The following is a 26,674-nucleotide window of genomic DNA, read 5'->3' on the forward strand; positions in this document are numbered from 1 at the left end:
GGCCGGTGCAGCTTTTTGTAGGAGCGGGTTCACCCGCGAAGAAGCCAGCACAGAAAACACAAGAACAACAAGAGAACGCCCATGCCCCAGCCAAGCTACACCCAGGGCAACCAGGACAAGCCCCTGCTGACCCAATGCATCGGCGACGCCTTCGACGCCACCGTGGCCCGCTTCCCCGACCGTGAGGCGCTGGTGGTGCACCATCAGGCCCTGCGCTACACGTGGCGGCAACTGGGCGACGCCGTCGACCAGCACGCCCGCGCGCTGCTGGCCCTGGGCGTGCAGCCCGGTGACCGTCTTGGCATCTGGGCACCCAACTGCGCCGAGTGGTGCATTACCCAGTTCGCCAGCGCCAAGGTTGGCGCGATCCTGGTCAACATCAACCCGGCCTACCGTTCCAGCGAACTGGACTACGCCCTTGGCCAGTCCGGCTGCCGCTGGGTGATCTGTGCCGACGCCTTCAAGACCTCCGATTACCACGCCATGCTGCAGGGCCTGCTCCCGGGCCTGGCCAGCCGCCAACCGGGCGCGCTGATCTGTGAGCGCTTCCCCGAGCTGCGTGGCGTGGTCAGCCTGGCGCTGTCGCCACCGCCCGGGTTTCTGGCCTGGAACGCATTGCAGGCCCGTGCCGAGGTTGTCAGCGGGGAGGCCCTGGCCGCACGCCAGGCACAACTGCATTGCGACGACCCGATCAACATCCAGTACACCTCAGGCACCACCGGTTTCCCCAAGGGAGCCACCCTTAGCCACAGCAATATCCTCAACAACGGGTACATGGTCGGCGAAAGCCTGGGCCTCACCGAGCACGATCGGCTGGTGGTGCCGGTGCCGCTGTATCACTGCTTCGGCATGGTCATGGCCAACCTCGGCTGCATGACCCACGGCAGCGCATTGATTTACCCCAGCGATGCCTTCGACCCGCTAGCCACGTTGCGGGCAGTGGCGCAGGAAAAAGCCACTGCGCTGTATGGCGTGCCGACCATGTTCATTGCCGAACTGGACCATCCGCAGCGTAGTGAATTCGACCTGTCGAGCCTGCGCACCGGGATCATGGCCGGCGCGACCTGCCCGATCGAGGTGATGCGCCGAGTGATTGGCGAGATGCACATGGCCGAAGTGCAGATTGCCTATGGCATGACCGAGACCAGCCCGGTGTCCTTGCAGACCGGTGCCGCTGACGACCTGGAGCGTCGCGTGACTAGCGTCGGTCGCACCCAGCCCCGGCTGGAGAGCAAGGTGGTGGACACCGAAGGCAACACTGTCCCGCGTGGCGAGATCGGCGAACTGTGCACTCGCGGCTACAGCGTGATGCTGGGTTACTGGAACAACCCCAAAGCCACCGCCGAGAGCATCGACGTAGACGGCTGGATGCACACCGGCGACCTGGCGATGATGGACGAGCATGGCTATGTGTGTATTGTCGGGCGCAGCAAGGACATGATCATTCGCGGCGGCGAGAACATTTACCCGCGCGAGCTGGAGGAGTTCTTCTTCACCCACCCGGCGGTGGCCGATGTGCAGGTGATTGGCGTGCCGTGCAGCAAGTACGGTGAAGAGATCGTGGCCTGGGTGCGGCTGCACCCGGGGCATACTGCCAGTGAAGAAGCGTTGCGTGAGTGGGCGAGGGCAAGGATTGCACACTTCAAGGTGCCCCGGTATTTCCGTTTTGTCGACGCGTTCCCGATGACGGTTACGGGCAAGGTGCAGAAATTCCGGATGCGCGAGATTAGTGTCGAAGAGCTGTCTTCCAGATGACCTTTTACGTGCGCAAGCTGAAGGCAACAGCCTTGTGCGCGGTAGCCTGTAGGAGCGGGTTTACTCGCGAAAGGGCCGGCCCTGCTAGCCCGTCCCCCTGGCCATTCACTGTTGCTGCCGCCACCGTATTCGCGGGCATGCCCGCTCCCACAAGATCATCACAGTCCTTAAGTGTTGTGGATTACCTGTTGGGGCGATGTCATGCCCTCAGTCTTGCAGCCGGTCCGGGCTGTTGAAGTTGCTTAGCCGGCGATCACTCTCGGCGCACTCCAGCCCTTGCACCGCCTCGCGCAGCAGGGCCTTCTGCAAACTTCGCTCACCTGCTGCCCAGGCCTGCTCCAACACCGGCAACACCCGCTTGGGCAGTACGCTGAACATCGGCTGCCAGAAACCACCCTGACGCACCATTGCCGCGCTGTTACCGGTCACTGCCAGCCGCAGCAGGCCCTCGATCAATTCGCGATCAACCAGCGGCGCATCGCAGGCCAGCACCACCACCCACCCATGACGCGCCACCCTGAGCCCGGCAATCACCCCCGCCAGCGGCCCGGGGAAGTCGGCTTCTGCATCGCCCACCAACCGGTCGGCGTATGGCCGGTAAGCCGCCTGGTTACGATTGCAGGAAATCACCAGGTCGTCGCTCAGTGGCCGCACCACTCGATGAACATGTGCAATCAACGGCTCGCCTTGCCAGTCCACCAGGCCCTTGTCACGGCCGCCCATGCGCTGGCCGCGGCCACCGGCGAGAATGAGGATGGAGCAGGGGGGGAGTGCGTCAGGCATGAAAAAGGGTTCCGGGCAGTCATTGCCGGGAACCCTCCCATTTCACGCGGGGCTTGTCCAGTCAGCTTTCGCGGGGCACGGGTTGCCCGTCGCTGTCATGCGCCTGGCGTCGCTGTGACAGGCGCATCACCACCACGAAGAACACCGGCACGAACACCACCGCCAGCGTGGCGCTGAGCATGCCGCCGATCACCCCGGTGCCAATCGCCTGCTGGCTGGCAGAGCTTGCGCCGCTGGCGATGGCCAGAGGTACCACGCCGAGGATGAACGCCAGCGAAGTCATCACGATCGGCCGCAGGCGCAGGCGGGCCGCTTGCACGGCGGCGTCGGCGGCGTCCACGCCCTGGTCTACCAGATGCTTGGCGAACTCGATGATCAGGATGGCGTTCTTCGCCGACAGGCCGATCAGGGTGATCAGGCCAACCTTGAAGAACACGTCGTTGGGCATGCCGCGCAAGGTCACCGCCAGCACCGCACCGAGCACACCGAGCGGAACGACCAGCAGCACCGCAGTCGGGATCGACCAGCTTTCGTACAGTGCAGCCAGGCACAGGAACACCACCAGCAGCGACAGCGCCATCAGCAGGGGGGCCTGGCTACCGGACAGCCGCTCCTGCAGTGACAGGCCGGTCCATTCCAGGCCGGTACCGGCCGGTAGCTGCGCCACCAGCCGCTCGACTTCGGCCATGGCCTCGCCCGAGCTGTAGCCGGCGGCTGGCTCGCCTGAGATCGACACCGCCGGGTAACCGTTGTAGCGGGTCAGCTGCACCGGGCCGCTGACCCACCGGGCCTGAACGAACGCGCCCAGTGGCACCATCTTGCCGCTGTCGTTGCGCACGTGAATGTTCAGCAAGTCTTCGACCTGGCTGCGCTGGTTACCTTCGGCTTGCACCACCACCCGCTGCATACGGCCCTGGTTGGGGAAATCGTTGACGTAGCTGGAGCCCACGGCCACGTCCAGCACCGTGCCGATATCGGCAAACGACACCCCCAGTGCGTTAGCCTGGCGGCGGTCGATTTCCAGTTGTACCTGCGGGCTTTCCGCCAGCGACGCTTCGCGCACGTTGGTCAGCACCTTGCTTTTGCTGGCGCTTTCGAGCAACTGGTCACGGGCAGCCATCAGCTCGGCGTGGCCTATGCCGCCACGGTCCTGAAGGCGAAATTCGAAACCGGTCGACTCACCGAGGCCGTCGATGGGCGGCGGCAGTACCGAGTAGGCTATCGCGTCCTTGAGCTGGGTGAAGGCCATGGTCGCGCGATCGGCGATCGACTGAGCGCTGTCGTCGGCGCTGCGCTCGGACCAGTCCTTGAGGGTGGTGAAGGCCAGCGCCGCGTTCTGCCCGCTACCGGAGAAGCTGAAGCCCAGGATCAAGGTGGTGTTGCCCACGCCCGGTTCTTCGGTGTTATGCGCCTCGATCTGCGCGGCTACCTGTTCGGTGCGCATGCGGCTGGCGCCCGGCGGCAGTTGAATGTCGGTGATGGTGTAGCCCTGGTCTTCAGTGGGCAGGAACGCCGTAGGCAGCTGGCTGAAGCCGTAGCCCAGCACCGCCAGCAGCACCGCGTACACCAGCAGGTAGCGGCCGCTGCGCTTGAGCGCCTGCACCACCCAGCGCTGGTAGCCGTTGCTCATGCTTTCGAAGCGGCGATTGAACCAGCCGAAGAAGCCTTTGCGTTCATGGTGCTCGCCCTTGGCCACGGGTTTGAGCAGGGTGGCGCACAAAGCCGGGGTCAGGCTGAGGGCGAGAAACGCCGAGAACAGGATCGACACCGCCATCGACAGCGAGAACTGCTGGTAGATCACCCCCACCGAGCCTTGCATGAAGGCCATGGGCAGGAATACCGCCACCAGCACCAGTGTGATGCCGACGATTGCACCGCTAATCTGGCTCATGGCCTTGCGCGTGGCTTGCTTGGGGGGCAAGCCTTCTTCGGCCATGATGCGCTCGACGTTCTCTACCACCACGATGGCATCGTCGACCAGAATGCCGATGGCCAGCACCATCCCGAACAGTGTCAGCACATTGACCGAGAAGCCCAAGGCCAGCATCACGGCGAAGGTGCCCATCAATGCTACCGGCACGACCAGGGTCGGGATCAGCGTGTAGCGCAGGTTCTGCAGGAACAGGAACATGACTGCGAACACCAGCAGCATGGCCTCGAACAGGGTGTTGATGACCTGCTCGATCGACACCTTGACGAACGGCGAGGTGTCGTAGGGGATGTCGTACTTGACGCCTTTCGGGAAGTAGCGCGCCAGGTCCTGCATCTTCGCCCGCACCAGGGTGGCGGTTTCCATGGCGTTGGCGCCGGGCGACAACTGCACGCTGAAGGCGGTGGCCGTTTTGCCGTTCAGGCGCGTGCCGTACTGGTATTCCTGGGCACCGATTTCAACCCGGGCGACATCCCCTATAGTGACCGTTGAGCCGTCCGGGTTGGCACGCAGGACAATCGCAGCAAACTCTTCGGGGCTGCTCAACTGGCCTTTGACCACCACGTTGGCGGTGATTTCCTGGGTGCTGCGGCTGGGCAGATCGCCGATGCTGCCAGGGGCGACCTGGGCGTTCTGCGCGGCGATGGCTTCGGCCACATCGTTGGGCGTGAGGTTGAACCCGATCAGCTTGCGCGGGTCGATCCAGATGCGCATGGCCCGTTCGGAGCCATACAACTGGGCCTTGCCGACGCCCTTGAGGCGGCGGATTTCGTCCATCACGTTACGTGCAAGGATGTCCGACAGCGCGGTTTCATCGAGCTTGCCGTCTTCGGAGGTGAGGGTCGCCAACAGCAGGAAGCCGGTGGACACTTTCTCTACCTGCAGGCCCTGTTGGGTAACTGGGCGTGGCAGGCGCGACTCGACCACCTTCAGGCGGTTCTGCACATCGACCTGAGCCAGGTCCGGGTGGGTGCCCGGGGCGAAGGTGGCAGTGATGGTGGCGCTGCCCAGGCTGCTCTGCGATTCGAAGTACAGCAGGTTGTCGGCGCCATTGAGCTCCTGCTCGATCAGGCTGACCACGCTTTCGTCCATGGTCGCCGCCGAGGCACCTGGGTACACGGCGTAGATTTCCACCTGCGGCGGTGCCACGTTGGGGTACTGGGCCACCGGCAGTTGCGGGATGGCCAGCGCGCCGGCCAGCAGGATGAACAGTGCGACCACCCAGGCGAATACCGGGCGATCGATGAAGAATTGCGGCATGAATCAGGCCCTCACTGGCCGGTATGCTGTGCGATGGGTGGGGCAGCGGGCGTATTGTCGACCTGCACCTGGTCACCGGCCTTGACGTGCTGCAGGCCCTCGACCACCACCCGCTCGCCGGCCGCCAGGCCCTCGCTGACGATCCAGCGGTCGCCTTGGGCGCTGCCCAGTACAACCTGGCGGTCGCTGACCCGGGCTTGCGGGTCTACCACCAGCACCTTGGGCACACCGGCGCTGTCGCGCAGGATGGCGCGTTGCGGCACGCTCAGGCCCTTGGGTTGCACCGCTTGCTCCAGGCGTACCCGCACGTAGCTGCCAGGCAGCAGGTCGAGGTCCGGGTTGGGGAACTCGCTGCGCAGGGTGATCTGGTTGGTGCTGGGGTCGACGCTGATGTCGGAGAACAGCAGCTTGCCCGGCAGCGGGTAGGCGCTGCCGTCATCCTGGATCAGCGTGGCGCGTGCCTGGCCGTCGCCCACCTGTTGCAATTCGCCAGCGCGCAGGGCGCGGCGCAGCGCGTTGAGCTCACGGGTAGACTGGGTGACATCGGCATGGATCGGGTCCAGCTGCTGGATGGTCGCCAGCGGGGTGGTTTCGTTTTGCCCGACCAGCGCGCCTTCGGTGACCTGGGCGCGGCCGATACGGCCGGAAATCGGCGCGGTCACGGTGGCATAGCCGAGGTTCAACCGGGCGCGCTCCAGCGCCGCCCTGGCTTCGGCCACTTCGGCATCGGCCTGCAGGAAACTGGCCTTGGCGTTGTCGTACTCCTGGCGGCTGACGGCTTTGTCGTCGACCAGTTCGCGGTAGCGCTGTTCTTGCAGGCGCGCCTGGTACCGGGTGGCCTCGGCCTTGGCCAGCGTGGCGCGGGCGCTGTCGTGGTCGGCCTTGAACGGCGCCGGGTCGATCAGGAACAGTACATCACCCTGCTTGACGTCGCTGCCTTCGCGGTACACCCGCTTGAGCACCACACCTGCGACCCGCGCACGCACTTCGGCGGTGCGTGGCGCGAGGATGCGGCCGCTGAGTTCACTGCTGATGGCCAGTGGCTGCAGTTGCAGGGTTTCCACGCGCACCTGCGCAGTGGGAGCCTGTTCGTCTGGTTCGGCGCTGTCGCTGCAACCGGCCAGGGACAGGCTCAGCAATGCCATGAGCGCCAACGGGCGCAGGCACGGGGAGAGGGTAGTAGGCATGCGGATCTTCCGATGATGACCGTGTATATGCTAAGGCAGACGCTGCCTGGGCGGCTGTTAATACCTGTAGGGCGAGTGTGAAAAAGTGTGAAGAATGATCCTGTCGAGTGGTCGGGTTCTATATTCTGCACAGGCTTATTTCAACCCAGACTCCCAAGCACCTATGCCGAACATTTTCCTGGTCGAAGACGACAGCGCCCTGTCCGAGCTGATCGCCAGCTACCTGCAACGCAACGACTTCCATGTCCAGGTGATCGCCCGGGGCGATCATGTGCTGGACGAGTACCGTCGGCAAAGGCCTGACCTGGTCATCCTTGACCTGATGCTGCCGGGCATCGATGGCCTGCAGCTGTGCAGGCTGCTGCGCCAGGAGTCGCAGACCCTGCCAATCCTTATGCTGACGGCCCGCGACGACAGCCATGACCAGGTGCTTGGCCTGGAAATGGGGGCCGACGACTACGTGACCAAACCCTGTGAGCCACGCGTGCTGCTGGCCCGCGTGCGCACGTTGCTGCGCCGCAGCAGTGTCCACGAGCCGCGCCTGGAAAACGACCTGATCCTTATCGGTGGCCTGCGCATCGACCTGGATGAGCGTACGGTGAGCTGGCGCGGCGAAGAGGTGGAGCTGTCCAGCGGCGAGTACAACCTGCTGGTGGTGCTGGCGCGCAATGCCGGTGAGGTGATGAACCGCGACCGTATCCTGCAACAGTTGCGTGGCATAGAGTTCAATGGCACCGATCGCTCCGTTGATGTGGCCATTTCCAAACTGCGGCGCAAGTTCGACGACAACGCCGGCGAAGCGCGCAAGATCAAGACCGTGTGGGGCAAGGGCTACCTGTTCAGCCGTGTCGAGTGGGAGTGCTGACCGGCCATGCTCAAGATCCTGGTGCGGCTTTACCTGGTGATCATCGTCGCCTACGCCGGCGCGTTGCTGTTCATCCCTGACACCATCGTCGGCCTGTTCCGCGACCGGTTCATGGCCTACAACCTGGACCAGGCCAAGGGTGTACAAGCGTTGATCGTGCGCCAGTTCCGCCAGGCCCCGCGTGAGCAGTGGCCAGCGGTGGAGCAAGAGCTGGCCAGTGATTTCGCGCCGCTGCAACTGCAGCTGCTGCGCATGGACCAGGCCGGTTTGAGCGATGAAGAGCAGGCGCGACTGGAGCATGGTCTGCACGCAGTGCGCATTGCTGAGTGGGGCTATTACGAAACGGTGCTGGCGCCGCTGGACAGGGAGTGGCTGGTACGCCTGCATTCCCCGCCAGACCCGCTGGACATCAACGTGCTGTCGTGGGGTGTAACCGTATTGATCGGTGCAGCCATGTTAGGCTGCCTGCTGCTGTGGGTTTGGCCGCACTGGCGTGATCTGGAGCGCCTCAAAGAGACCGCTCGGCGCCTGGGCCAGGGGCAGATGGCCGAGCGCACGCACATTTCGCCTCACTCCAACATTGGTGAACTGGCCGGGGTATTCGACACCATGGCCAGTGACCTTGAACGCCACGTCAACCAGCAGCGTGAGCTGCTCAATGCGGTATCGCACGAGTTGCGCACGCCACTGACCCGGCTGGATTTCGGCCTGGTGCTGCTGTTCGACGAAGTGCCGCCAGCCAGCCGCAAGCGCCTGCTGGAGCTGGTCGGGCATGTGCGCGAGCTGGATGAGCTGGTGCTGGAACTGCTGTCCTACAGCCGGTTGTACAACGCCGACCAGGCGCGGGAGCGGGTGGAGGTATCGCTGCTGGAACTGGTCGACAGTGTGCTTGGCGGCTTCGCCGAGGAACTCGATGGCCGGGGTATCCAGTGGGAAGTGCGGGCCGAGGGTGAGTTGCCGCGCTTTGTACTGGACCCGCGGCTGACGGCGCGCGCGGTGCAGAACCTGGTGCGCAATGCCATGCGCTATTGCGATGAAAGCCTGTTGCTGCGCTTGCGCCTGGAAGCCGACGGCGCCTGCCTGCTGACGGTGGAGGATGACGGGATTGGCGTGCCTGTGGAGGAGCGCGAGCGGGTGTTCCAGCCGTTCTATCGCCTGGACCGCAGCCGCGATCGCAACACCGGTGGTTTTGGCCTTGGGTTGGCAATCAGCCGGCGGGCGATCGAGGGGCAGGGTGGCACCTTGACTCTGGCACAGTCGGCGCTGGGTGGGGCGCAGTTCAGGATTCGTTTGCCCGCCGGATGATAGGTTGGCTGCACCCGCGAAGGGACCGGGCCTGCTAATCCTGCTCTGCCAGTTGGCTGGACCACAATACAAAGCGATCCTTGCCGGTGTGTTTGGCTTCATATAGCGCCTGGTCGGCGCGGACCAGTGCTGTAGTCAGGCTCTCTCCCCGGTCAACCCTGGCCAGACCAATGCTGATGGTGACCGGGTGCTCGCCAACGTCCTCGCGTACGCGCTGGCACAGCGCTGCCACTCGCTGCTCGGCTCCTTGCTGATCCAGCCCTTCAAAGAAGATCGCAAACTCTTCACCCCCCAGCCGGGCAAACGCTTGATCGGCCATGCTCGCCTTGATATGCAGGGCCACGCGCTTGAGCACTTCATCGCCCACGTCATGGCCGAAGCGGTCATTGACCCGCTTGAAATTGTCGATATCGATCATCGCCAGGAACTGCCCGGACGTCGCCATCCGCAGTTGGCGGTCGGCCTGGGCCATGAACGAGCGGCGGTTGGGAATGTTGGTCAGGGCATCGACGTAGGCTTGCTCCAGCAACACCTTGGACAGGTAGAAATTGTGCAGCTTGGTTTTGCGGATCTGCAGGTAGCTGTAGCTGACCAGGCCGCTTAGAAACACGGCATAGCTGATCAGCATGGCGCCTTCGAGCCCGTCGGGCGCTATGCGGGTGTGGTAGAACGGACAAAGCACCACCCAGGTGATGACCATGGCGCAGAAGAATGACCAACGCCGCACCGGCAGCACCGACATGGCATACAGGACGGTGGATACCCCAAGCACCAACCACACCGGGCGCAGAGCTATCGGGATGCCTTCGATCACCAGGCGCATGCCCAGGGTGATGACGGTAATGAACAGCAGGTTGAGCACGTCGAAGTGATGGCTGCGGCGGGTGAAACGCAGCACCACGATCAGGCCGCCGAGCAGGGTGATGAACAGAAAGGACAGCCAGGTGAAGCCTTGGCCGCCGAGGAAGCTGACGATCAGGTCGAAGACCAGCCAGATCAGGACGCTGATGCAGAACACCAGCAGGCAGAACGAGCGCATGGACTCGAATTCGTGCTGGCGGAACTCGGCGCGCAGCGCCGCAGGCGCGACCTGCTGGCGTACGTGTGCTTCGATGGTCTTGAGCATCGGGGGCTCCTGAGGCTACTACTTTTTCAGGCCTGGACCTTTCGCGGGCAAACCCGCTGTTACAGGGAACGTACGGTTTGGGGGCCTGTGGGTTCACCCGCGAAGAGGCCGGCCCTGGCGACTCATTGCTGTGGCAAGACACCTTGGGCCCAGGGCCGGTAGCGCAGGGCAAACACTGCCTCGGCATGGCACCCGCTACCCAGCCGGGGCTCGGCAGGCTCTGCCCGAAACGCCTGATCCGGTGCGCTCACCTGGCGGAACGCCTCGCGCACCACTCCCACCCGGCACGGTAGGGCCTGCTCATAGCCCTGACGTACCAACACCGGCAAACGCCCGGTGCCGGCGCCATCCTGCCACCACACAGTCAAGCCCAAGCCGGCCAGTTGATCCAGCCAGACGGCATTGACCCGCGGCGACAGCTTGCCTGTGCTGAAGGCGCTGATATGCAACGGTTTGTCCAACTGGCGGTTGAAGGCCTGTAGCTGGCTGTACAGCGCATCACGCCGTTCGGCCTCGCGTAGATGCTGGTCGTCCAGTTCCATGGGCAGGTACCAGCCATCCACTGGCAACTGCCAGGCCTGGCGCAGTTGCTGGTACTGGCTGAGCGAGCGCCCCAGCTGCGCTTTCCAGTAGCTGTTCAGGCCTTCGCCATCCAGCTCGTCGAGGCGCTGGTAGTAGGCCGGGTCCATGTACAGCCCCAGCACCAACTGCAGGCCTTCGGCACGCGCCGTGCGCAGGCTGTTGGCCAGCCAACCTTTGGCTCCGCCGAAATCGCTGTCGCCATAGGCACTCCATTGCACGATCAGGGTTTTGCCACCTTGGGCCGCGGTGGCTTGCCACAGGTGCTGCCACTGGGCAGGCGTGACGCTGGCATCGCGGTTCAGGGGTTGGTAGAACAGGCGCTGGTCAGCTGTGGCCGGTAGGCACAGGGCCAGCAGGCAGAAGGCGATGAGCGCACGCATCAGAAGGTCATCTCCGCACCGACCAGCACGCCGTTGGCGCGCTCGTAAAGGTTACCGCCCAACGATTGCTGGTACTCGGCACGCACTTTCAGCGAGCCGCGGTAGGCGTTGTAGCGGTCGTCGTCGAACCACCATTGCCAGCGCACGCCAACCCCGGCGCGGGCGTCCTGGCGCCAGTCGTTGCTGGGGTCCTGGCTGGAGAACTCGACAAAGCCGTAGGGCATGAGGGTTTGCGGCGAGCTGCCCGGCAGCTTCCAGGCGTGGCCCTGCTGGTAGCGCGACAGCCAGGCATGATCGCCGGCACGGGTCCACCAGGCAGCATCAAGGTAGAGGAACCGTTCGTTCCAGTCGTCCTCATCGATGCGCCAGTCGTTGCGCCAGCCTCCCTGGTCGAGGAACGAGGCGGTGGCGCGTAGCAGCAGGTCATTGCTCGATTCGGCGTGGTGGCGCAAATCGCCCCAGTTGCCGCCGACCTTGGCCGGGCTCAGCAACTGGCCAAGGCTGAGGCCGCGGTAGTGGGTTTCGTCGATCTGCCGCTGGTGGTAAAGCTCGGCATACAGGTTGAGGTTGGCCTGGCCGAGCGGTTTGTAGCGCAGGCCGACACCGGTACCCATGCTCTGGGCATAGTCGGTGCGGCTTTGGCCACCGAACAGTACCCGGCCATACACTGACAGGGTGCTGCCATTGCGGCTGGGCTCCTCGCCCAGAGCATGGTCCCACATGGCCAACTGCACGTTCTGCGATTGCGCCCGGCGCGAGCTGCCGCTGCGCTGGCCGTTGTCGAGAAATTTGTCGTTGGTCGAGGTGCCGGCCGGCGACCAGGTGCTGGCCAGGGTAATGGTGTCGCGACGCGACAGGCTCTCGTGGGCGCGGCGCTGGCGGTACTTGCGGGCCTCCAGGCTGCCGTATTCGTCATCACCGTCGACCAGGTTCTGCTCTACGTCGAGGATGCGGCGCAGTTCGCGGCGTGCCGCAGCGCTGTCTGCATGTTCGTCGTAGCGCAAGGCAAGTGTTTCGCCAAGGCGGTAGTCCTCGGGGAAGTCGCGAGTGGCGCGCTCAAGGTAGGGGATCGATTGCATGCGCTGAGCCTTGTCCGTCGAGCCAGCCAGGCGCATGCCGTAGTCGGCGCGATAGCGCGGCTGGTCGGGAGCCAGGCGCACGGCTTCGGCTAGCCAGGCGGTGCTCTGCGCACTGTTACCGGCCAGTTGCGCAGTGCCGGATGCGGCGTAGTAGTGATCGGCGCGCGGGTTGTGCGCCAGGGCCTGGCGCTGGAAGCCCAGCGCGGTCTGCGGGTCACCTTGGCGCTGGGCGATGGCGGCGCCCAACGCCCAGTCGTCGGCGCTTTGGTGCGCGGCAGCGTCCCAGTAGCGGCGCGCTGCATCAGCGTCGCCTGCATTCAGCGCGCCGCGTGCGGCGGTGAGGCGGGCATTATCGGTAAAGGCGCTGTCTGGCAGGCTGCGCCAGATGGGCCGGGCGGTTTCGGAGTCGCCGGCCGCTTCGAGTGCGTAGGCTAGCGGCAGACGATTGCCAGGACCGCCCAGGCGCTCGGCAGCCTGGTAGTAGACCACCGCCTCACCCGGCTGGTCGGGCATGGCGCAACGGCCCAGGGCGCGGTACTGGCCCGGTTCGCTCGGGCTGGCCGGCACTGCCTGGCGCACGGCATCGCACTGGCCGGCCTCGGCCAGCCGTCCGAGCAACTGGGCGCGGGTGTTGGCGTTTACCCGGGGTATCAGGCCGAGCATGCGGCGGCTGTCCAGTGGGCCGTCACTGCGGGCATACAGGTTGCCCAGACGCTGTAGCAGCGATGGGTCGAGGCGGCCCTGGTGGCGGTCGTAGGCCTGCTCCAGCAATTGCCGTGCGTGATCGCCGTAGCCCTGTTCGGTCAACAGGAAGGTGGTTTGCTCCAGTGCGGCGAAGTCGCCGGTCTGCCGATAGCGTTGTTCCCATTCTGCGGCGGTGCGCGGCTGCGGGGGTGGTGGTGGGGCGCCATACAGGCGCTGCCTGAGCACGGCATAAGCCTTTGGGTTGGTACTGGCGGAGCAGCCCTTGAACTGGTCCCGGGCCAGGTCCGGGTCTTGATGTGACAGCCAGTCGACCGTTTCAAGGCAGGGGCGCTGCAGGTCGTTGCTCAGGCGCCGTACCAGCGCCGCATCGTCGCCTTCGCGGGCCAGTTGCCAGAGTTGTTGGCGCTGTTCGGGGTGCTGCAGCTGATCAGGCGGTAGCGACTGCAGCCAGCGTTGGGCCTGTTGATGGTGGCCGACGGCAATGGCGCGGTTGGCCGCTGCGGCGGAGGGGGCGTGGGCCAGCAGCGCAGTCAGGCCCTTCTCGTCGACTTGCTGGATATAGGCATTGGCCAGGCGTTGCCAGTCTTCGGCAGGTAACTGGCCTGTGTCGGCCAGCGGCTGCAGTTGCTCGATGGTTTCTTTCCAGTTGCGCAACTGTTCGGCAAAGTTGGCCCGGGCCAGGCGCAGTACCTGGCCGTCCTCCCCGGGCGGCAGCTGGTTGAGCCATTCCAGTGCTTTGGCAGCGCCTCCAAACTTGGCCAGGCTCAGGCTGTAGGCCTGCCACAGGTGTATCCGGTGGCTGCCGTCGCTGGCGCCCAGCCATTGCTCCACCTGGCTGGCCGGAGGCGGGTCCTGCTCGATCCAGGTCAGGCGCAGCTCCAGCAGGGCGTCAGCGTATTCGGGGCTGTTGCCTAGCTGCTCGGCCAGCGCTTGGGCCTCCTTGTAACGGCGCTGGTGGGCCAGCGCTTCGACCAGCAGGGCGCGGGCTTCGTCGTTGTTCGGCACCCGGCCCAGCACATGGCGGGTCAGGCGCTCGACTTCAGCCCAGTTGTCTTTCCTGGCCTCGCGATAACTGCGGTCCATGAACGGAAAGCTGGTGAACCGCTGGAAGTCGGTCATCGGCGCCGAAGCGGCAACGGGCAGGGCGGCGGAGCATAGCAGCAGGCCAGTAAAGGTGAGGGAAAAACGCGGCTTCATGCCACCTCCCGGGTCAGATCAATCGCTACTTGCTGTTCACTGGCCTGTTCGATCAGGGCCTGCTCCAGCACCTGTCTGGTGATGATGCCGCGGGCGATCAGGTGCTCGCCGAGGCTTTGGTGTTCGGGGTCGAAGTCGATCAACGCCTGGTTGAACAGGGTGACAGGGACCATGCCGCGCACCTGCAGTAGCGCGCCTAGCATCACTTGATGATGGCAGACCCGTTCCAGCAGCGCTTCGTCGTCCTGGTGGCGTTCAAGCACGGCCAGCATGTCTCGGGTTTCTTGATGCTGCCAGCGGCTTGGGTAGTGGTAGCGAAGGCCAAGCGTTACCCGGCCCTGGGGAGCCAGGCGTGCCTTGACCGGGCGCTTCAGCTGGCGGCTGATCACGCCCAGCGACACCTGACTGACCGGGCTTTCACTGGCCAGGATCAGCGTGTCGCCGTCTTCGTCCACTGGCAGTACACCATAATGGGTGGCCAGCTTGCGTGGCAATTTGGCGATCAGTTGCGGGTCGAGTTTGAACGGGTTCAGCGGTGCCCAGGGCAGATCCAGTTGCTCGGCCAGGGTGGCCACCAACTGCTCGCTGTTCAGCCAGCCACGCAGTAGCAATTCGCGGCCCAGTCGCCGACGAACCGGGCTGGTGATCGCCTGCTGCAGCTGTTCGTCGGTGATCAGGCCCTTGGCCACCAGGCGCTGGCCCAGTGGTGTGCGAGCCGGGGCGGCGATGGCGGGGAACTCGTGGGTGGTCTTGTCCCAGGCCACGCGCCGCGAATCTCCCATTTCCATTACCTGGCGCAGGGCACGCAGGTTGGCAAAGAAGTTGACGAAGTTGCTCCACATCATCCGCGGCGCCGACAGCAAGCCCTCGCCGATGCCATAGAAACGGGTGACGAACCAGGCGCGCTGGAATAGCCGGTTGAGCAGCAAAAGGCCGTTCAGCCACAGCAGGTTCGACAGCAACCAGCTGTCGCTGAGGATCGACATGAAGCGCCAGGACTCCGGCGCAAGCACCGTGACTAGCCACATGGCCAGCAACACCAGCAATAACAGGTTGACCAGGAAGCTCAGCAGGTAGGCAAACAGCCCGCGGCGGTCACGCCAGAGGAAGTAGTTGAGCGCACCTTTTCGGCTCCAGCCGAGATTGCTGGTGCCCTGGAACACGATGCCGACGATCCAGCGCGACTTCTGTCGGATGGCATGCTGCCAGTCACGCGGGAAGTGCTCGCGCACGCAAATCACCTGGGAGAATTCGCGGCTCATGCCCGGGCGCCATTCCTGCTTCAGTGTCAGCGCTGGGTCGGTGATGGAATAGCGGGCGAAAATGCACTTCATGCCCTTTTGCTTCAGGCGAAAGCCGATGTCGTAGTCTTCGGTCAGGCTCTGTACGTCAAAGGCGATGCCGTCACCGTCCTCGAGCAGTGCGCTGATGGCGCGGCGGCTGAAGCAGGTGCCGACGCCGGCACTGGGCACCTGGCCGGTCAGCGCTTCGCGCACGATCACGTCCTTGCCGTGGTTTTCGGCAAACTCGTCGACATAGTGGCCGGCAGTAAAGCCCTTCCACTCCGGTGCGTAGGGATACACCGGGATCTGGATCATGTCCTTGTTCGGCAGCAGGTAGTTGAACAGGCGCAGCTCCATGGGCGAGATCACGTCTTCGGCGTCATGCAGGATGAAGCCGGCGAACTCAATGCCAGCGTCCTGCTGGAAGCGCAGCAGCGCGTCGATGATGTTGTTCAGGCAGTCGGCCTTACTGGTGGGACCGGGGCGGGCGCAGACGACTTTGTGCACGTTGGGGTAGTGCAGGCACACCGCGTCCACGTCGGCCTGGGTTGGCGGGTCGTTGGGGTAGGTGCCAACAAAGATCTGGTAGTTCTCGTAGTCGATGGTCGAAGCGGCCAGGCGGGCCATTTCACCGACCACGCCGACTTCGTTCCAGGCAGGGACCATGATGGCCAAAGGTTTTTCCGGGGCTTCGTACAAGCGCTTCTCATCGGCCTTTTCGAACTTGTCGTAGATGCGAAAACGCCGGATCAGCTTGCGCCCCCAATAGCACAGATCAATGAACAGGTCGTCCAGGCCCAGCAGAAACATCAGCGAGGCGAGGGTGATCGCCAGGAGCTTCAGGCCGAACAGCACGTAAGTGAGAAAATCGATAAATACCAGGCTCATGTGTCAGCCACCGACAGGGCAGAGTGGGCCATCGTCTTTTCCTCGCTCGTTCCTTCGACGAAGTTGCAGGAGATGTCACTGTCAGGTACGGAATAGATACAAGCAGCCGAACATAGGATTGTCCAAATTTCGGGCTTTTTCTTGCGAGCTACATCTTGTAGCTTTACAGGTCGTTCATTCAGGGAGCTGAACATGCAAGGCAAGGCCCGCAAGATCGTCCAGGCCATTCTCTATGAGGCCATCGCCGTCGCCTGCGTGGCGCCCGCGCTGGAGCTGGCGTTCGGGGCCGGCATGGCGCAGTCGACCGTGTTGTCGGTGCTGATGTCGGGCATCGCGATGAGCTGGAACATGGGCTACAACTGGGTGTTCGAACGTTGGGAAGCGCGTCAGCACAAGCGTGAGCGCACCTTCTTGCGGCGCCTGCTGCATGCGCTGGGCTTCGAGGGTGGGCTGGTGGTGATTCTGCTGCCACTGGTGGCGTACTGGCTGGATGTGAGCCTGTGGGCGGCACTGCTGACCAACCTGGCGCTGTTCGTGTTCTTCTTCGTTTACGCCTTTGTCTTCCAGTGGGGCTTCGACAAGGTGTTCGATGTGCCGCTTTCGGCGCAGCAGGCCAAGTGTTGACTTTCGGCCGCGAGGCAGGCTAAGTTCCAGCACCATGAATACATTCCCGCACGTGAACGCCATTATTATTACCGCCATTATCAGCTTGGCGGGATAGCGCGTACGTGCACCGAACCCGCCCTGGAGGCGGGTTTCTTCTCTCTGACTCCTGGGCAACGTGAAAATAGCCAAGGAGTCATCGATGACCAGCTTCAGTGTCCCTCGTACTACCGTCACCCCTCAGCAACTGCTGTCGGAGCAGGTGCGGCGCATTCTTGCCGCGCCGGTGTACGATCTGGCCATCGAAACGCCCCTGCAAGCGGCTCCGGCCTTGTCTGCCACCCTGGGCAACCAGGTGTTGCTCAAGCGCGAAGACCTGCAGCCTACGTTTTCGTTCAAGATTCGGGGGGCCTATACCCGCCTGTCCCGTCTGACCGATGTGCAGCGTCAGCGCGGCGTGATCACCGCTTCGGCGGGCAACCATGCCCAGGGCGTGGCCTTGGCGGCATCGCATCTGGGTATCAAGGCAACCATCGTCATGCCCACCACCACGCCATCGTTGAAAGTGGAAGGCGTGCGTTCGCGCGGTGGGCATGTGGTGCTGCATGGCGAGAGCTTCCCGCATGCGCTGGCCCACGCACTGAAGCTGGCCGACAGCGAAGGCGCTACCTTCGTGCCACCGTTCGATGACCCGGATGTGATCGCCGGGCAGGGTACCGTGGCCATGGAAATTCTCCGCCAGCGCCCGGGGGCGCTGGACGCTATCTTCGTGCCCGTGGGCGGTGGGGGCTTGATCGCCGGTATCGCCGCCTATGTGAAGTACCTGCGTCCAGAAGTGAAGGTGATCGGCGTCGAGCCGGTGGATTCCAACTGCCTGCAGGCTGCCATGGCCGTCGGCGAACGCGTGATCCTGCCGCAGGTCGGCACCTTTGCCGATGGCGTGGCGGTGGCGCAAATCGGTGCCCATTGCTTCGAGCTGTGTCGCCACTTCGTCGACGAGGTGGTGACAGTGAGCAGTGACGAGCTGTGCGCGGCGATCAAGGATATCTACGACGACACCCGTTCGATCACCGAGCCGTCCGGGGCCTTGGCTGTGGCAGGTATCAAGAAGTACGTGGCGCGTGAGGGTGTGCAGGGGCAGACCCTGGTGGCCATCGACTCTGGCGCCAACGTCAATTTCGACCGCTTGCGCCATGTGGCCGAGCGGGCCGAGCTGGGTGAGCAGCGCGAGGCGATCATCGCCGTGACAATTCCGGAACAGCCGGGCAGCTTCCGGGCCTTTTGCCAGGCACTGGGCAAGCGGCAGATCACCGAATTCAACTACCGCTTCTACCCCGGCAAGGAGGCGCGCCTGTTCGTGGGCGTGCAGACCCACCCGGTGCACGACCCACGTGAGCAGTTGCTGGCCAGCTTGCGGGAGCAGGGGTACAGCGTGCTGGACCTGACCGACAACGAGCTGGCGAAGCTACACGTACGCCATACCGTGGGCGGGCATGCCGCGCCAGGGGCTGATGAGCGGGTAATGCGCTTCGAGTTCCCCGAACGGCCAGGGGCGTTGCTGGGGTTTCTGGAGCGATTGGGCAAGCGCTGGAACATCAGCCTGTTCCATTACCGCAACCATGGTGCGGCGCAGGCGCGGGTGTTCGCCGCTTTGGAAGTGCCAGCGGACGAGCTGGCGGGCTTGCCGTTGACGCTGGATGAGATGGGGTATCAGTATTGGGACGAGACTGACAACCCGGCGTACAGGCTGTTCCTGGGATGACGCACACGTGTGGGCAATGCAAGCGTGTCTAGCCGCTTGCTTGCCACCTTTGATCGCTGCGTGAGCCCAACGAACGGGTTTCAACGCTCGCGCATGAAAAAGCCGGCAACGAACTTGCGGAACGTTTCCAGGCTTTTGAAGTCGGCGTAGCGCTTGAAGTTCTCGGTATCCGGCTCAGGGCCGATGGGTTGTTCCAGCAGCGACACTGACAACACCCGGTCCTGGTCCGAGGTCAGCACCAGCTCATCCATCACCTGCCCACCGATCACGGGGCGACGCATCTGCACTTTCACGCCTTTACTGGCCATCCAGTCGATCAGCGACACCAATGCCTTGAGCGGTTCGCGCTCTTCATCGCGGTACACCGGGAACAGATGCGCGCGCGACAGCACGGGCACACTGGCCACATGGATCAACTCATAGAAATGGCTACCGGCGCTGGTCGGCGAGTAGATCATCAGCGCCAGCAACGGCCCGGTGGTGCGGCTTCCGCCCCAGTACAGGTGATGCCCCTGGAAATCGAAGCCTTCCTCGCTGCGGTTGTTGAGCAGCTTGCGCCCTTTGATCTGGTCGACGCAGTCCAGCAGCAGGCCGTGGCGGCGATGGTTGCCAAACATAGAGGCTTCGCGCAGACGGGACTTGAGCATCATCATGTGCTTCATGTCCAGGCGTGTTTCCAGGTAGTTGCTGGCGGGCACCCGCTCCAGCAGCGGATAGCGGCTGGCCACGCTGCGCAACTCGGCAAACTGTGTGGTCAGGTCTTTTTTCAGGTGGGTGGCATAAAGGTTGAGCCCGCTGGTTTCGATCCAGGTCAGCAGCAGTGACAACAGGCGCTGCTGTTCGCGTTTGTCGTTGCCATCGCCGACGGCACCGGCCGTGCCAGCACGGAAGTCGCTGATCAGGCGCAAGGGTGTGTCGGGCGGCAGCCAGGCGGCGGGTGGGACAGGGTCATTTTCGCGTTCGGCGGCTTCCCGCTCGTCCTTGGTGAACGGGCAGCCTGGCGCGTGCTCGGCAGTGCCTGGGTTGTTCTTGAGGAAGAGCGTACCGGTGCTGCCGTTGAGGGTGACGTTGAGCACCGGCAAGGCATCGTTGCGGCAGTCGCAAGCCAGCCACTGGTTGGCGTTGCGCACTTTCATCAGTAGCTGGTTGGCCTGTAGCAGGCGCGGGCCGGCGAGGCTGCCGGTGGCAAAGCCGACCAGCAGTTCCTCTTCAGCGGGGGTCAGGCTGCGTACCTGGGTGGCGGTTTTGTCGATGATTCGCATGAAGCAGCTCCAAGCTACGAGCCCCAAGCTTCAAGCAAAGTCGCGTTGCTTTCAACTCGCCGCTTGGCTACCGCCGAACATCTTCGCGGCACGGGCGCGAATCTCATCGGGGGTCAGGTCCTCTTTGTGGGTGGAAACGAACCAGATGTTGCCAAACGGATCTTTCAGGGTGCCACTGCGGTCACCGTAAAACTGGTCGGTCAAGGGATGTAACTGGATGCCCCCGGCGGCCAAGGCTTGGGCGTAGACCTTGTCGCAGTCTTCAACATACAAGTGCAGACCTACACCCGCACCGCTGAGTTTCTGGCTGGCGGTGAGCCCGCCTTCCATGTCGCAGGGGTCGCCCAGCATCAGCGAAGAATCGCCGATTCTCAGTTCGGCATGGCCAACGCGACCGCCCGGGGCATCGAGGCGGAACATTTCCTTCGCACCAAAAGCTTGCTTGTAGAATTCGATGGCCTTGGCGGCGTCGTTGATGGCCAGGTAGGGCGTGATGCTGCGCTGGCCTTCGGGGATGGGTTTGACTGCCATGTTCGACTCTCCTGTGCAATGGGCGCCGAAGGGCGCCCTGTTGCTTAGAGTCGTTCGCCCAGATGGAAAATCGACAGTGACGCTAGATCGATTGTCTATAAGCGCGGCGGTCAGAAGATGTAGTCGGTGGTCAGGAAGCTCGACTGGCGGTTGCGAATGATCTCGCTGATCAGCGCTTTGTTGGCCTCCTGGAAGCGTGTGGCGACCAGCGTCCGAATGGAGAACACACGCAAAGCGTCATGCACGGACAGCGTGCCCTCGGCGCTGTTCTTGCGGCCATTGAACGGGTAGGTGTCCGGCCCGCGTTGGCACTGAGCGTTGATGTTAATGCGCCCGACCTGGTTGGCGAAGATGTCGACGAGGCTGCCGATGGTGGCCGGGTCGTTGCCGAACAGGCTCAGTTGCTGGCCGTAATCGGAGTCCAGCACATAGTCGATCACCGTCTGCAGGTCGCGGTAGGGCACCACCGGTACCAGCGGGCCGAACTGCTCCTCGTGGTACACGCGCATTTCCCGGCTGACCGGGTACAGCAAGGCCGGGTAGAAGAATGAGCCACGGCTTTGCCCGCCATTTTCGTTGAGCACGCGTGCACCCTTGGCCGCCGCATCGGCTACCAGGCCATCGAGGTAGTCAACCTTGCCGGGCTCGGGCAACGGCGTCAGTGCCACGCCAGGCTCCCAGGGCATGCCGGGCTTGAGCGCGGCCAGTTTGCGCTGGAACTTGTCGAGGAAGGCCTCGACCACATCCTCGTGCACGAACAGTATCTTCAGCGCTGTGCAGCGCTGGCCGTTGAACGACAGCGCCCCGGTGACGGCCTCTTCGACAGCGTTGTCGAGGTCGACTTGGGGCAGCACGATGCCCGGGTTCTTGGCGTCCAGGCCCAGTGCGGCGCGCAGGCGATGCGGGCGGGGGTGCAGTTTCTTAAGGTCGCTGGCGGCCTTGTGCGTGCCGATGAAGGCGAATACATCGACCTTGCCGCTGGCCATCAGCGCGCTAACCGTTTCCCGGCCGCGTCCATAGATGACATTGATCACGCCTGCCGGGAAGCTGTCGCGGAACGCTTCAAGCAAGGGGCGAATCAGCAGTACGCCAAACTTGGCCGGCTTGAACACCACAGTGTTGCCCATGATCAGCGCCGGGATCAGTGTGGTAAAGGTCTCGTTCAGGGGGTAGTTGTAGGGCCCCATGCACAGTGCCACGCCCAGCGGGACGCGACGGATCTGGCCGAGGGTGCCTTGTTCCAGTTCGAAGCGGCTGGAGTGTCGGTCCAGGTCCTTGAGGGCGTTGATGGTGTCGACGATGTAGTCGCAGGTGCGGTCGAATTCCTTCTCCGAATCCTTCAGGTTCTTGCCGATCTCCCACATCAGCAGCTTGACCACGGCCTGGCGCTGTTCACGCATGCGTGCAAGGAAGGTTTCGACATGCTGGATACGTTCGGCCACGCGCATGTTCGGCCAGGCGCCACGGCCTTTGTCATAGGCCTGCACGGCGGCATCGAGGGCGGTCAACGCGGTATCGGCATCCAGCAGCGGGGCGCTGCCCAATATGACCTGATGCTCTTCGTTGCCTTGTTTGATCCACACCGGGCTGCGCACCGTGGCCAACGGGCCGTCCCAGCGCCTGAGTTCACCGTTGACCAGGTAGTCGCGTTGTTCCAGTGGGGCTCCCAGGCGCCAGGTTTCCGGGATGTTCTCGGCGCTGGGGAAGAGTGAATCGAGCAAACGGTCCATGGGTACTGCACCTCACATCAAAGGGCGGTTTTCAAGTCAGTTGAATCGTTTCAGCCAGAGCATGCACTGGCTGCCGGAAAAACACCAGTCTGGCTCAACATGGCCGCCCATGCCTACCGGCAAGCAGTCGGCGGCCTGACGGTCGTTTATGCTAGAGAAGGCGCCAAAGGTTATTCATTGATAGCAAAGTGGGCGGCGGACGCTTGATGGGCACGGTTATAGCAAAAGTGCTGCTGAGCATCGGTTTGATGCGGGGAATTTGACGCCATGAAACTTGATCTAAAGTCAGCCAGAAGCCGCTTGCCAAAGCGTTTGCAGGCATCTTAAATTGTTACTGAATGTGATAATTAAGTTTCAAGTAAAACAATAAAAATCAAAGTGTTAAGTGTTATTGCGGGTTTTTTCTCTTGTTCCGATTGGCCAATAGTGCACTTCAAAAGGACGTCGAAGAAGAAATGAAAAAGACCTTGACGACTGTGGCGCGCAAGCTCCTGTCGCCCTCCACGCGCTACGAAATCAGGCTGCTGTCCAGCAAAGTGCGAGAAATGTTGGCGCGTGCCTGTCTCTGGCGTTGGGAAGTTGCCAGGTTTCGCCCGCAACAGGAGAGCCCGTACGAAATCCTCTACATCGGCCGCAAGCAGCAACGGGAGATGGCCAAGCTGCTGATCGGTGGCAAGGGCCAAGGCAGCGCATCGATCGTAGACGGTGCAAATGCCACGGCGGCTGCCAGCCACGTAGTGGTCATCAGCGAAATGCCCACGTCGGGGGCGTTGTCGGTGCCGCATTACCTGAGCGCCGTGGTGCCGTTGGGGCGCTCGCTGGAAGACATCACTGCCCGTTACGACAGCGAACTGCGGCGCAGCATTCGCAAGAACCGGCCGCTCTATCACATGCGCCAAACCCTTTCGGACGAAGAAATCGCCATGGCCGACCGGGATCTGCTGCGCCCTTATGCTTCGGCCCGGCAGGGCATTCATGCCGCGCAGTTTCCTACCGAAGAGGTGTTCCGTATTGCCAAGAGTGTCGGCCGGCTTGACTTGATCATGCTGGGCGATGAGGTGATTGGCTGCCACCTGGGGTGTGAAGTGGTGCGCGGCGGCAAGCGTTACTGGAGCACGTTGCGCTTTGGTTATTGTGAAGCGGTGTTTTCCGATGCGAAGAAATTGCGCGAGGTGAACTCGATCACCACCTTCATGGCGCTCGAATGGGCATTGGAGCAGGGCTTCGATTATTACGATATCGGCCTGTGTCTGGCGCGCCCGGACGACGGCCTGCTGAAGTGGAAGCGCCGCCGCGGTGGTGATATCGACTCGCTGGGTAACCATGCGTACCTGTTTGTCCGTCTGCCCAAGACCGGTACGGCAAAGTTCCTGTGGGATACGCCGATGTTCGCGGTCGAAGGCGACAAGCTGACGTTGCATCTGGGGCTGCCGGATGGCCCAAGCGATGAGGAAGTTGCCAGCCGCTATCACGAAATGGTGTTTGGTGGCCTGCACAAGATTTATCTCTATGGAGGCAGCGGGGCTGGCGAACCGTTCGTGGAAACGTTGCGCAGCCGTTACGCCAACTTGCAATCACCGCCCACCATGGAAAGAGTCACGAGTGATTGAGTGACAGCCAGGGATGCATTGATCTGGCGCCTGGCGCCGGGGTCCAGACTTCGTCATCAGGGGAGGACGCTTCATGGGAAGCGACATCTCGCAGTTCAGTGCATCGCCCGCAGCCAGGCAACACACCTGGACCTTGGCCGCCTACCGCTACATGCTGCGCAAACGACTTGGCAGAAGAGCGGCGATCGACATCAAGAACCTCGCCACCAAGAGCTGGGACATCGCCCCGGGCGAAGCCACGGTTTCGCCGCCGGCCATTTTCCTGCCCGGCCAGCTGGAGCGGGTGACGGGCTGGGAAGGCAAGCGGTTTTACCCCTACGTGCACCCGGCGCAGACCATGGCGGGAGGCGTCAATGCGTTGCAAGGACCAACCCGCGGCTACCTGATCAAGGATGTGTGGCTGGTCGATGGGGCGTTGTACAAGGGCAAGGCCAGCCATTGGCTGTCACAGAAGCCGAATACCTTCCCGACCATCCTCATCGACAATGAAATCGACCGCGCCGCGATCTATTGCACACAAAACGGTAACGCCTGGTTCGGCACCTGGCTGATGGAAGATTGCCCGACCTATGCGCTGGCCTGCAACGAAGGCATCCCGGTGACCACCGCCCCCTCTGCCAGGTATCCGCTGTTTACCCAGGCACCGGCCTATGAAGACTGGCTGGACATGAAACCTTTGCGCCTGCGCAGTGCGTTCTTTCGCGAGCTGGTGCTGTTCGATGACCAGAGCAACAACCGCAGCCGGCATGCTCGCTACCGAGCCATGGGTGACAAACTGCTGTCGCATGTGTCGTACACGCAGCACCCGGGGGTTTTCCTGTTGCGGGGCGGTGATGGTGACCTGCGCCTGTTGCGCAACGAGCTGGAGCTTGCCGAACACCTGCGCACGACCCGCGGTTTTCGCATCGTCAACCCGCTGAAGTCCGATGTACCGAGTATTGTCGCGGCTTGCGCCGGGGCTAAAGTGGTCATCGGGGTGGAGGGTAGCCAGTTGGTGCATGGCGTGAACGTACTGCAGGCTGGAGGCTGCCTGCTGACTTTGCAGCCGCCGAACCGTTTCGTCAGCTACTACAAGTACCTGACGGATCGTGATCACCAGCATTTCGGCTTTGTGGTTGGCCTGCCGGAAGGTGATGGTTTCAGGATTGATATTGGCGAGGTGGAGCGCACGCTGGATCTGTTCCCACGATAAGTGTGTAGTATCCGTGCATGGATCAGCGGCGGGCAGGGCAGTAGAGGATGATCGAGGTATCACGGTTTTGGCGCGACCCTGCCTTGCCGTTCGTCGAAGCCCGACGGGTAGGGGACGGGCGCAAGGTGTGCTACGCCGCGCACTCCCACGAGAGCTTCTCCATCGGTGTCATCACGGGGGGGCGTAGCACTTACATCAACAGTGACCAGTGCATTGAGGTTGGGGCGGGTACCACGGTGTTGATGAACCCAGGCGTGGTGCATACCTGCAACCCTATTGCCGGGGAACCCTGGTCTTACCTGATGCTGTTCGTCGATCAGCCTTGGTTGCAGGCAGTGGGTTTTACCCTGCCCACGCAGACCTGGAGTCGCTCGCCTGTGTTGTATCGGCGGCTGTTGCAGGCATTTGCCGACCTGTTCGACGCCAGGCTGCCTGATCGCGAAGCCCGCCTGGCGGCCCTGTTTCACGAGTTGCCGGGCATGCTTGGCGGTAATGCCAGCGAGGGTGGCGAGGGCAATCCACGGCTGGATGCAGCGGCAGCGTTCATACGCGCCCATCGCAGTGACCCGCTCAGCCTCGAGGATATCTGCGGGGCTTGTGGCCTGTCTCGGTCCTACCTGATTCGTGCCTTTCGCCAACGCTTTGGCCTGACGCCGCATGGCTACCTGCTGGACCAGCGCGTGCAACTGGCCCGGGCGCAGTTGCGCCAGGGCCGCTCAATTGCTGAAGTTGCGCAGGACGCCGGGTTTGCTGATCAGGCGCACCTGCAGCGGGCATTCAAACAGCACCTGGCGGCGACACCGGGGCATTACAGAAACGCCGTCGCTAGCCTGGGCGCTCCTGCAGGAGCCGGGCAAGCCTTAAAGGATCAGGTAAACCGCGCTGGCGACCAGTAACACGGCCAGGCTCCGATTGAGCATGCGCAGGTGACGTGGGTTGTCCAGGTACTGGCGAATAACGCTGCCGGCCCAGGCCCAGCAGGCCACCGAGATGAAACAGATTGGGCCGTAGATCCAGGTAAACAGCCACAGCAAGTGCTGTTCACCGCCGGTGTAGGCTCCCACCCCGGCAACGGCTGCCAACCAGGCTTTGGGGTTAAGCCACTGCATCGCTGCGCCGTGCCAGGCTGAAGGGGCATGGGTAGGCTGTGCGTTGTTCAGGTTGCCGTCGTCACTGGCCAGTTTCCACGCCATGTACAGCAGAAACGCCACACCGCCCCAGTGCAACATCAGGCCCAACAGGGGCCAACGCAACAGCAGTTGATGCAGGCCCAGCCCTACCAGCACCAGCAACAGGCAGAAGCCCAGCGTGGCGCCGGCTACATGTGCCACGCTGGCGCGCAGGCCATGGCGGGCACCACTGCCAAGTGCGACGATGTTGACCGGGCCGGGGGAGATCGAAGCCGCAAGCGCGAAGGCGGCCATGGACAAGTACAGGCTCATGAGGAAGATCCGGGTGTTTAGGGAGGCGTTATCCTCGCGTGGCTGGCGTTCTGATGTATTGAACAAAAGTACCTGCGCACAACTCGCGCCTGCTGGGCTGATGGCGATGCAGGGGGACAGGTTTTGTAATAGTTTTGCGCTACTACAGAAACCTGCTGTGCTTGTAGCATCGTCCTCCCAATTTGTTATCAAGGTCTATATGAGCACCTTCGCGGAG

Annotated in this window: 19 protein-coding genes; 8 read left to right on the forward strand and 11 right to left on the reverse strand. The window is 63.1% G+C overall.

All coding sequences use genetic code 11. The features are described from left to right. Positions 1-81 precede the first annotated feature (81 nt). On the forward strand, positions 82-1,755 hold the full coding sequence (locus ACE4QZ_RS12475) for a fatty acid CoA ligase family protein (protein WP_279934715.1): 1,674 nt from the start codon (positions 82-84) through the stop codon (positions 1,753-1,755). Between the two features lie 207 nt (positions 1,756-1,962). Here the strand turns inward: ACE4QZ_RS12475 and mobA are convergent, their stop codons facing one another. The 3 genes from mobA to ACE4QZ_RS12490 all read right to left on the reverse strand — a co-directional run bounded on the left by mobA (position 1,963) and on the right by ACE4QZ_RS12490 (position 6,915). Beyond that, positions 1,963-2,538, reverse strand: a complete 576-nt coding sequence (gene mobA, locus ACE4QZ_RS12480; protein WP_021782951.1) for a molybdenum cofactor guanylyltransferase MobA — start codon at positions 2,536-2,538, stop codon at positions 1,963-1,965. Between the two features lie 61 nt (positions 2,539-2,599). Further along, entirely contained in the window at positions 2,600-5,728 is a 3,129-nt protein-coding gene (locus tag ACE4QZ_RS12485) for an efflux RND transporter permease subunit (protein ID WP_279934713.1), read from the reverse strand. Between the two features lie 11 nt (positions 5,729-5,739). Beyond that, positions 5,740-6,915 (reverse strand): efflux RND transporter periplasmic adaptor subunit, encoded by a 1,176-nt coding sequence (locus ACE4QZ_RS12490; RefSeq protein WP_028697189.1) that lies wholly within the window; start codon positions 6,913-6,915, stop codon positions 5,740-5,742. 163 nt (positions 6,916-7,078) lie between these two features. On the opposite strand from ACE4QZ_RS12490, the gene ACE4QZ_RS12495 reads away from it, so the two are divergent. Both ACE4QZ_RS12495 and ACE4QZ_RS12500 read left to right on the forward strand, forming a co-directional pair. Beyond that, positions 7,079-7,780, forward strand: a complete 702-nt coding sequence (locus ACE4QZ_RS12495) for a response regulator transcription factor (protein WP_279934711.1) — start codon at positions 7,079-7,081, stop codon at positions 7,778-7,780. Between the two features lie 6 nt (positions 7,781-7,786). After that, positions 7,787-9,085: an ATP-binding protein gene (locus tag ACE4QZ_RS12500; protein WP_021782955.1), complete on the forward strand. Its 1,299-nt coding sequence runs from the start codon at positions 7,787-7,789 to the stop codon at positions 9,083-9,085. A 34-nt stretch (positions 9,086-9,119) separates the two neighbouring features. Here ACE4QZ_RS12500 and ACE4QZ_RS12505 read toward each other — a convergent pair whose 3' ends face one another. From ACE4QZ_RS12505 to nrfB, 4 genes are all read right to left on the reverse strand, one after another. After that, positions 9,120-10,211 carry a sensor domain-containing diguanylate cyclase gene (locus ACE4QZ_RS12505; RefSeq protein WP_021782956.1) on the reverse strand — a complete coding sequence of 364 codons (1,092 nt, stop codon included), beginning with the start codon at positions 10,209-10,211 and terminating at the stop codon, positions 9,120-9,122. 122 nt (positions 10,212-10,333) lie between these two features. Then, complete coding sequence (locus ACE4QZ_RS12510; protein WP_279934707.1) at positions 10,334-11,173, reverse strand: DUF4434 family protein; 840 nt, start codon at positions 11,171-11,173, stop codon at positions 10,334-10,336. Then, on the reverse strand, positions 11,173-14,154 hold the full coding sequence (locus tag ACE4QZ_RS12515) for a phage receptor (RefSeq protein ID WP_410480449.1): 2,982 nt from the start codon (positions 14,152-14,154) through the stop codon (positions 11,173-11,175). Before ACE4QZ_RS12515 ends, ACE4QZ_RS12510 begins: the two co-directional genes overlap by 1 nt. Then, positions 14,151-16,325, reverse strand: coding sequence for a cyclic di-3',5'-guanylate-activated glycosyltransferase NrfB (gene nrfB, locus ACE4QZ_RS12520; protein ID WP_103444481.1), 2,175 nt, complete (start codon positions 16,323-16,325; stop codon positions 14,151-14,153). The genes ACE4QZ_RS12515 and nrfB overlap by 4 nt, the downstream gene beginning before the upstream one ends. Positions 16,326-16,517: 192 nt before the next feature. Between nrfB and ACE4QZ_RS12525 the strand changes: the two genes are divergently transcribed. Then, positions 16,518-16,949, forward strand: coding sequence for a PACE efflux transporter (locus tag ACE4QZ_RS12525; RefSeq protein ID WP_003253887.1), 432 nt, complete (start codon positions 16,518-16,520; stop codon positions 16,947-16,949). Positions 16,950-17,130: 181 nt separating this feature from the next. Then, entirely contained in the window at positions 17,131-18,690 is a 1,560-nt protein-coding gene (ilvA, locus tag ACE4QZ_RS12530) for a threonine ammonia-lyase, biosynthetic (protein WP_021782960.1), read from the forward strand. Between the two features lie 80 nt (positions 18,691-18,770). Here ilvA and ACE4QZ_RS12535 read toward each other — a convergent pair whose 3' ends face one another. The 3 genes from ACE4QZ_RS12535 to ACE4QZ_RS12545 form a co-directional block, all read right to left on the reverse strand. Continuing rightward, positions 18,771-19,952 (reverse strand): hypothetical protein, encoded by a 1,182-nt coding sequence (locus tag ACE4QZ_RS12535; protein WP_053870401.1) that lies wholly within the window; start codon positions 19,950-19,952, stop codon positions 18,771-18,773. Positions 19,953-20,003: 51 nt separating this feature from the next. Next, positions 20,004-20,483, reverse strand: coding sequence for a VOC family protein (locus ACE4QZ_RS12540; RefSeq protein WP_021782962.1), 480 nt, complete (start codon positions 20,481-20,483; stop codon positions 20,004-20,006). Between the two features lie 110 nt (positions 20,484-20,593). Then, positions 20,594-22,213, reverse strand: coding sequence for an NADP-dependent glyceraldehyde-3-phosphate dehydrogenase (locus ACE4QZ_RS12545; protein WP_021782963.1), 1,620 nt, complete (start codon positions 22,211-22,213; stop codon positions 20,594-20,596). 455 nt (positions 22,214-22,668) lie between these two features. Between ACE4QZ_RS12545 and ACE4QZ_RS12550 the strand changes: the two genes are divergently transcribed. The 3 genes from ACE4QZ_RS12550 to ACE4QZ_RS12560 all read left to right on the forward strand — a co-directional run bounded on the left by ACE4QZ_RS12550 (position 22,669) and on the right by ACE4QZ_RS12560 (position 25,911). Beyond that, a complete protein-coding gene (locus ACE4QZ_RS12550) occupies positions 22,669-23,823 on the forward strand; it encodes a hypothetical protein (RefSeq protein WP_021782964.1) in 1,155 nt (384 codons plus the stop codon). A gap of 73 nt (positions 23,824-23,896) precedes the next feature. Further along, a complete protein-coding gene (locus ACE4QZ_RS12555; protein WP_021782965.1) occupies positions 23,897-25,015 on the forward strand; it encodes a glycosyltransferase 61 family protein in 1,119 nt (372 codons plus the stop codon). 47 nt (positions 25,016-25,062) lie between these two features. Next, the gene (locus ACE4QZ_RS12560) at positions 25,063-25,911 is read left to right on the forward strand and encodes a helix-turn-helix transcriptional regulator (protein ID WP_021782966.1); all 849 of its coding nucleotides are present in this window, start codon (positions 25,063-25,065) and stop codon (positions 25,909-25,911) included. Here ACE4QZ_RS12560 and ACE4QZ_RS12565 read toward each other — a convergent pair. Continuing rightward, entirely contained in the window at positions 25,876-26,457 is a 582-nt protein-coding gene (locus ACE4QZ_RS12565) for a LysE family translocator (protein ID WP_021782967.1), read from the reverse strand. The genes ACE4QZ_RS12560 and ACE4QZ_RS12565 overlap by 36 nt on opposite strands. Positions 26,458-26,674 lie beyond the last annotated feature (217 nt).

Source organism: Pseudomonas sp. DCA-1 (genome assembly GCF_046523955.1).
GTDB lineage: Bacteria > Pseudomonadota > Gammaproteobacteria > Pseudomonadales > Pseudomonadaceae > Aquipseudomonas > Aquipseudomonas putida_Y.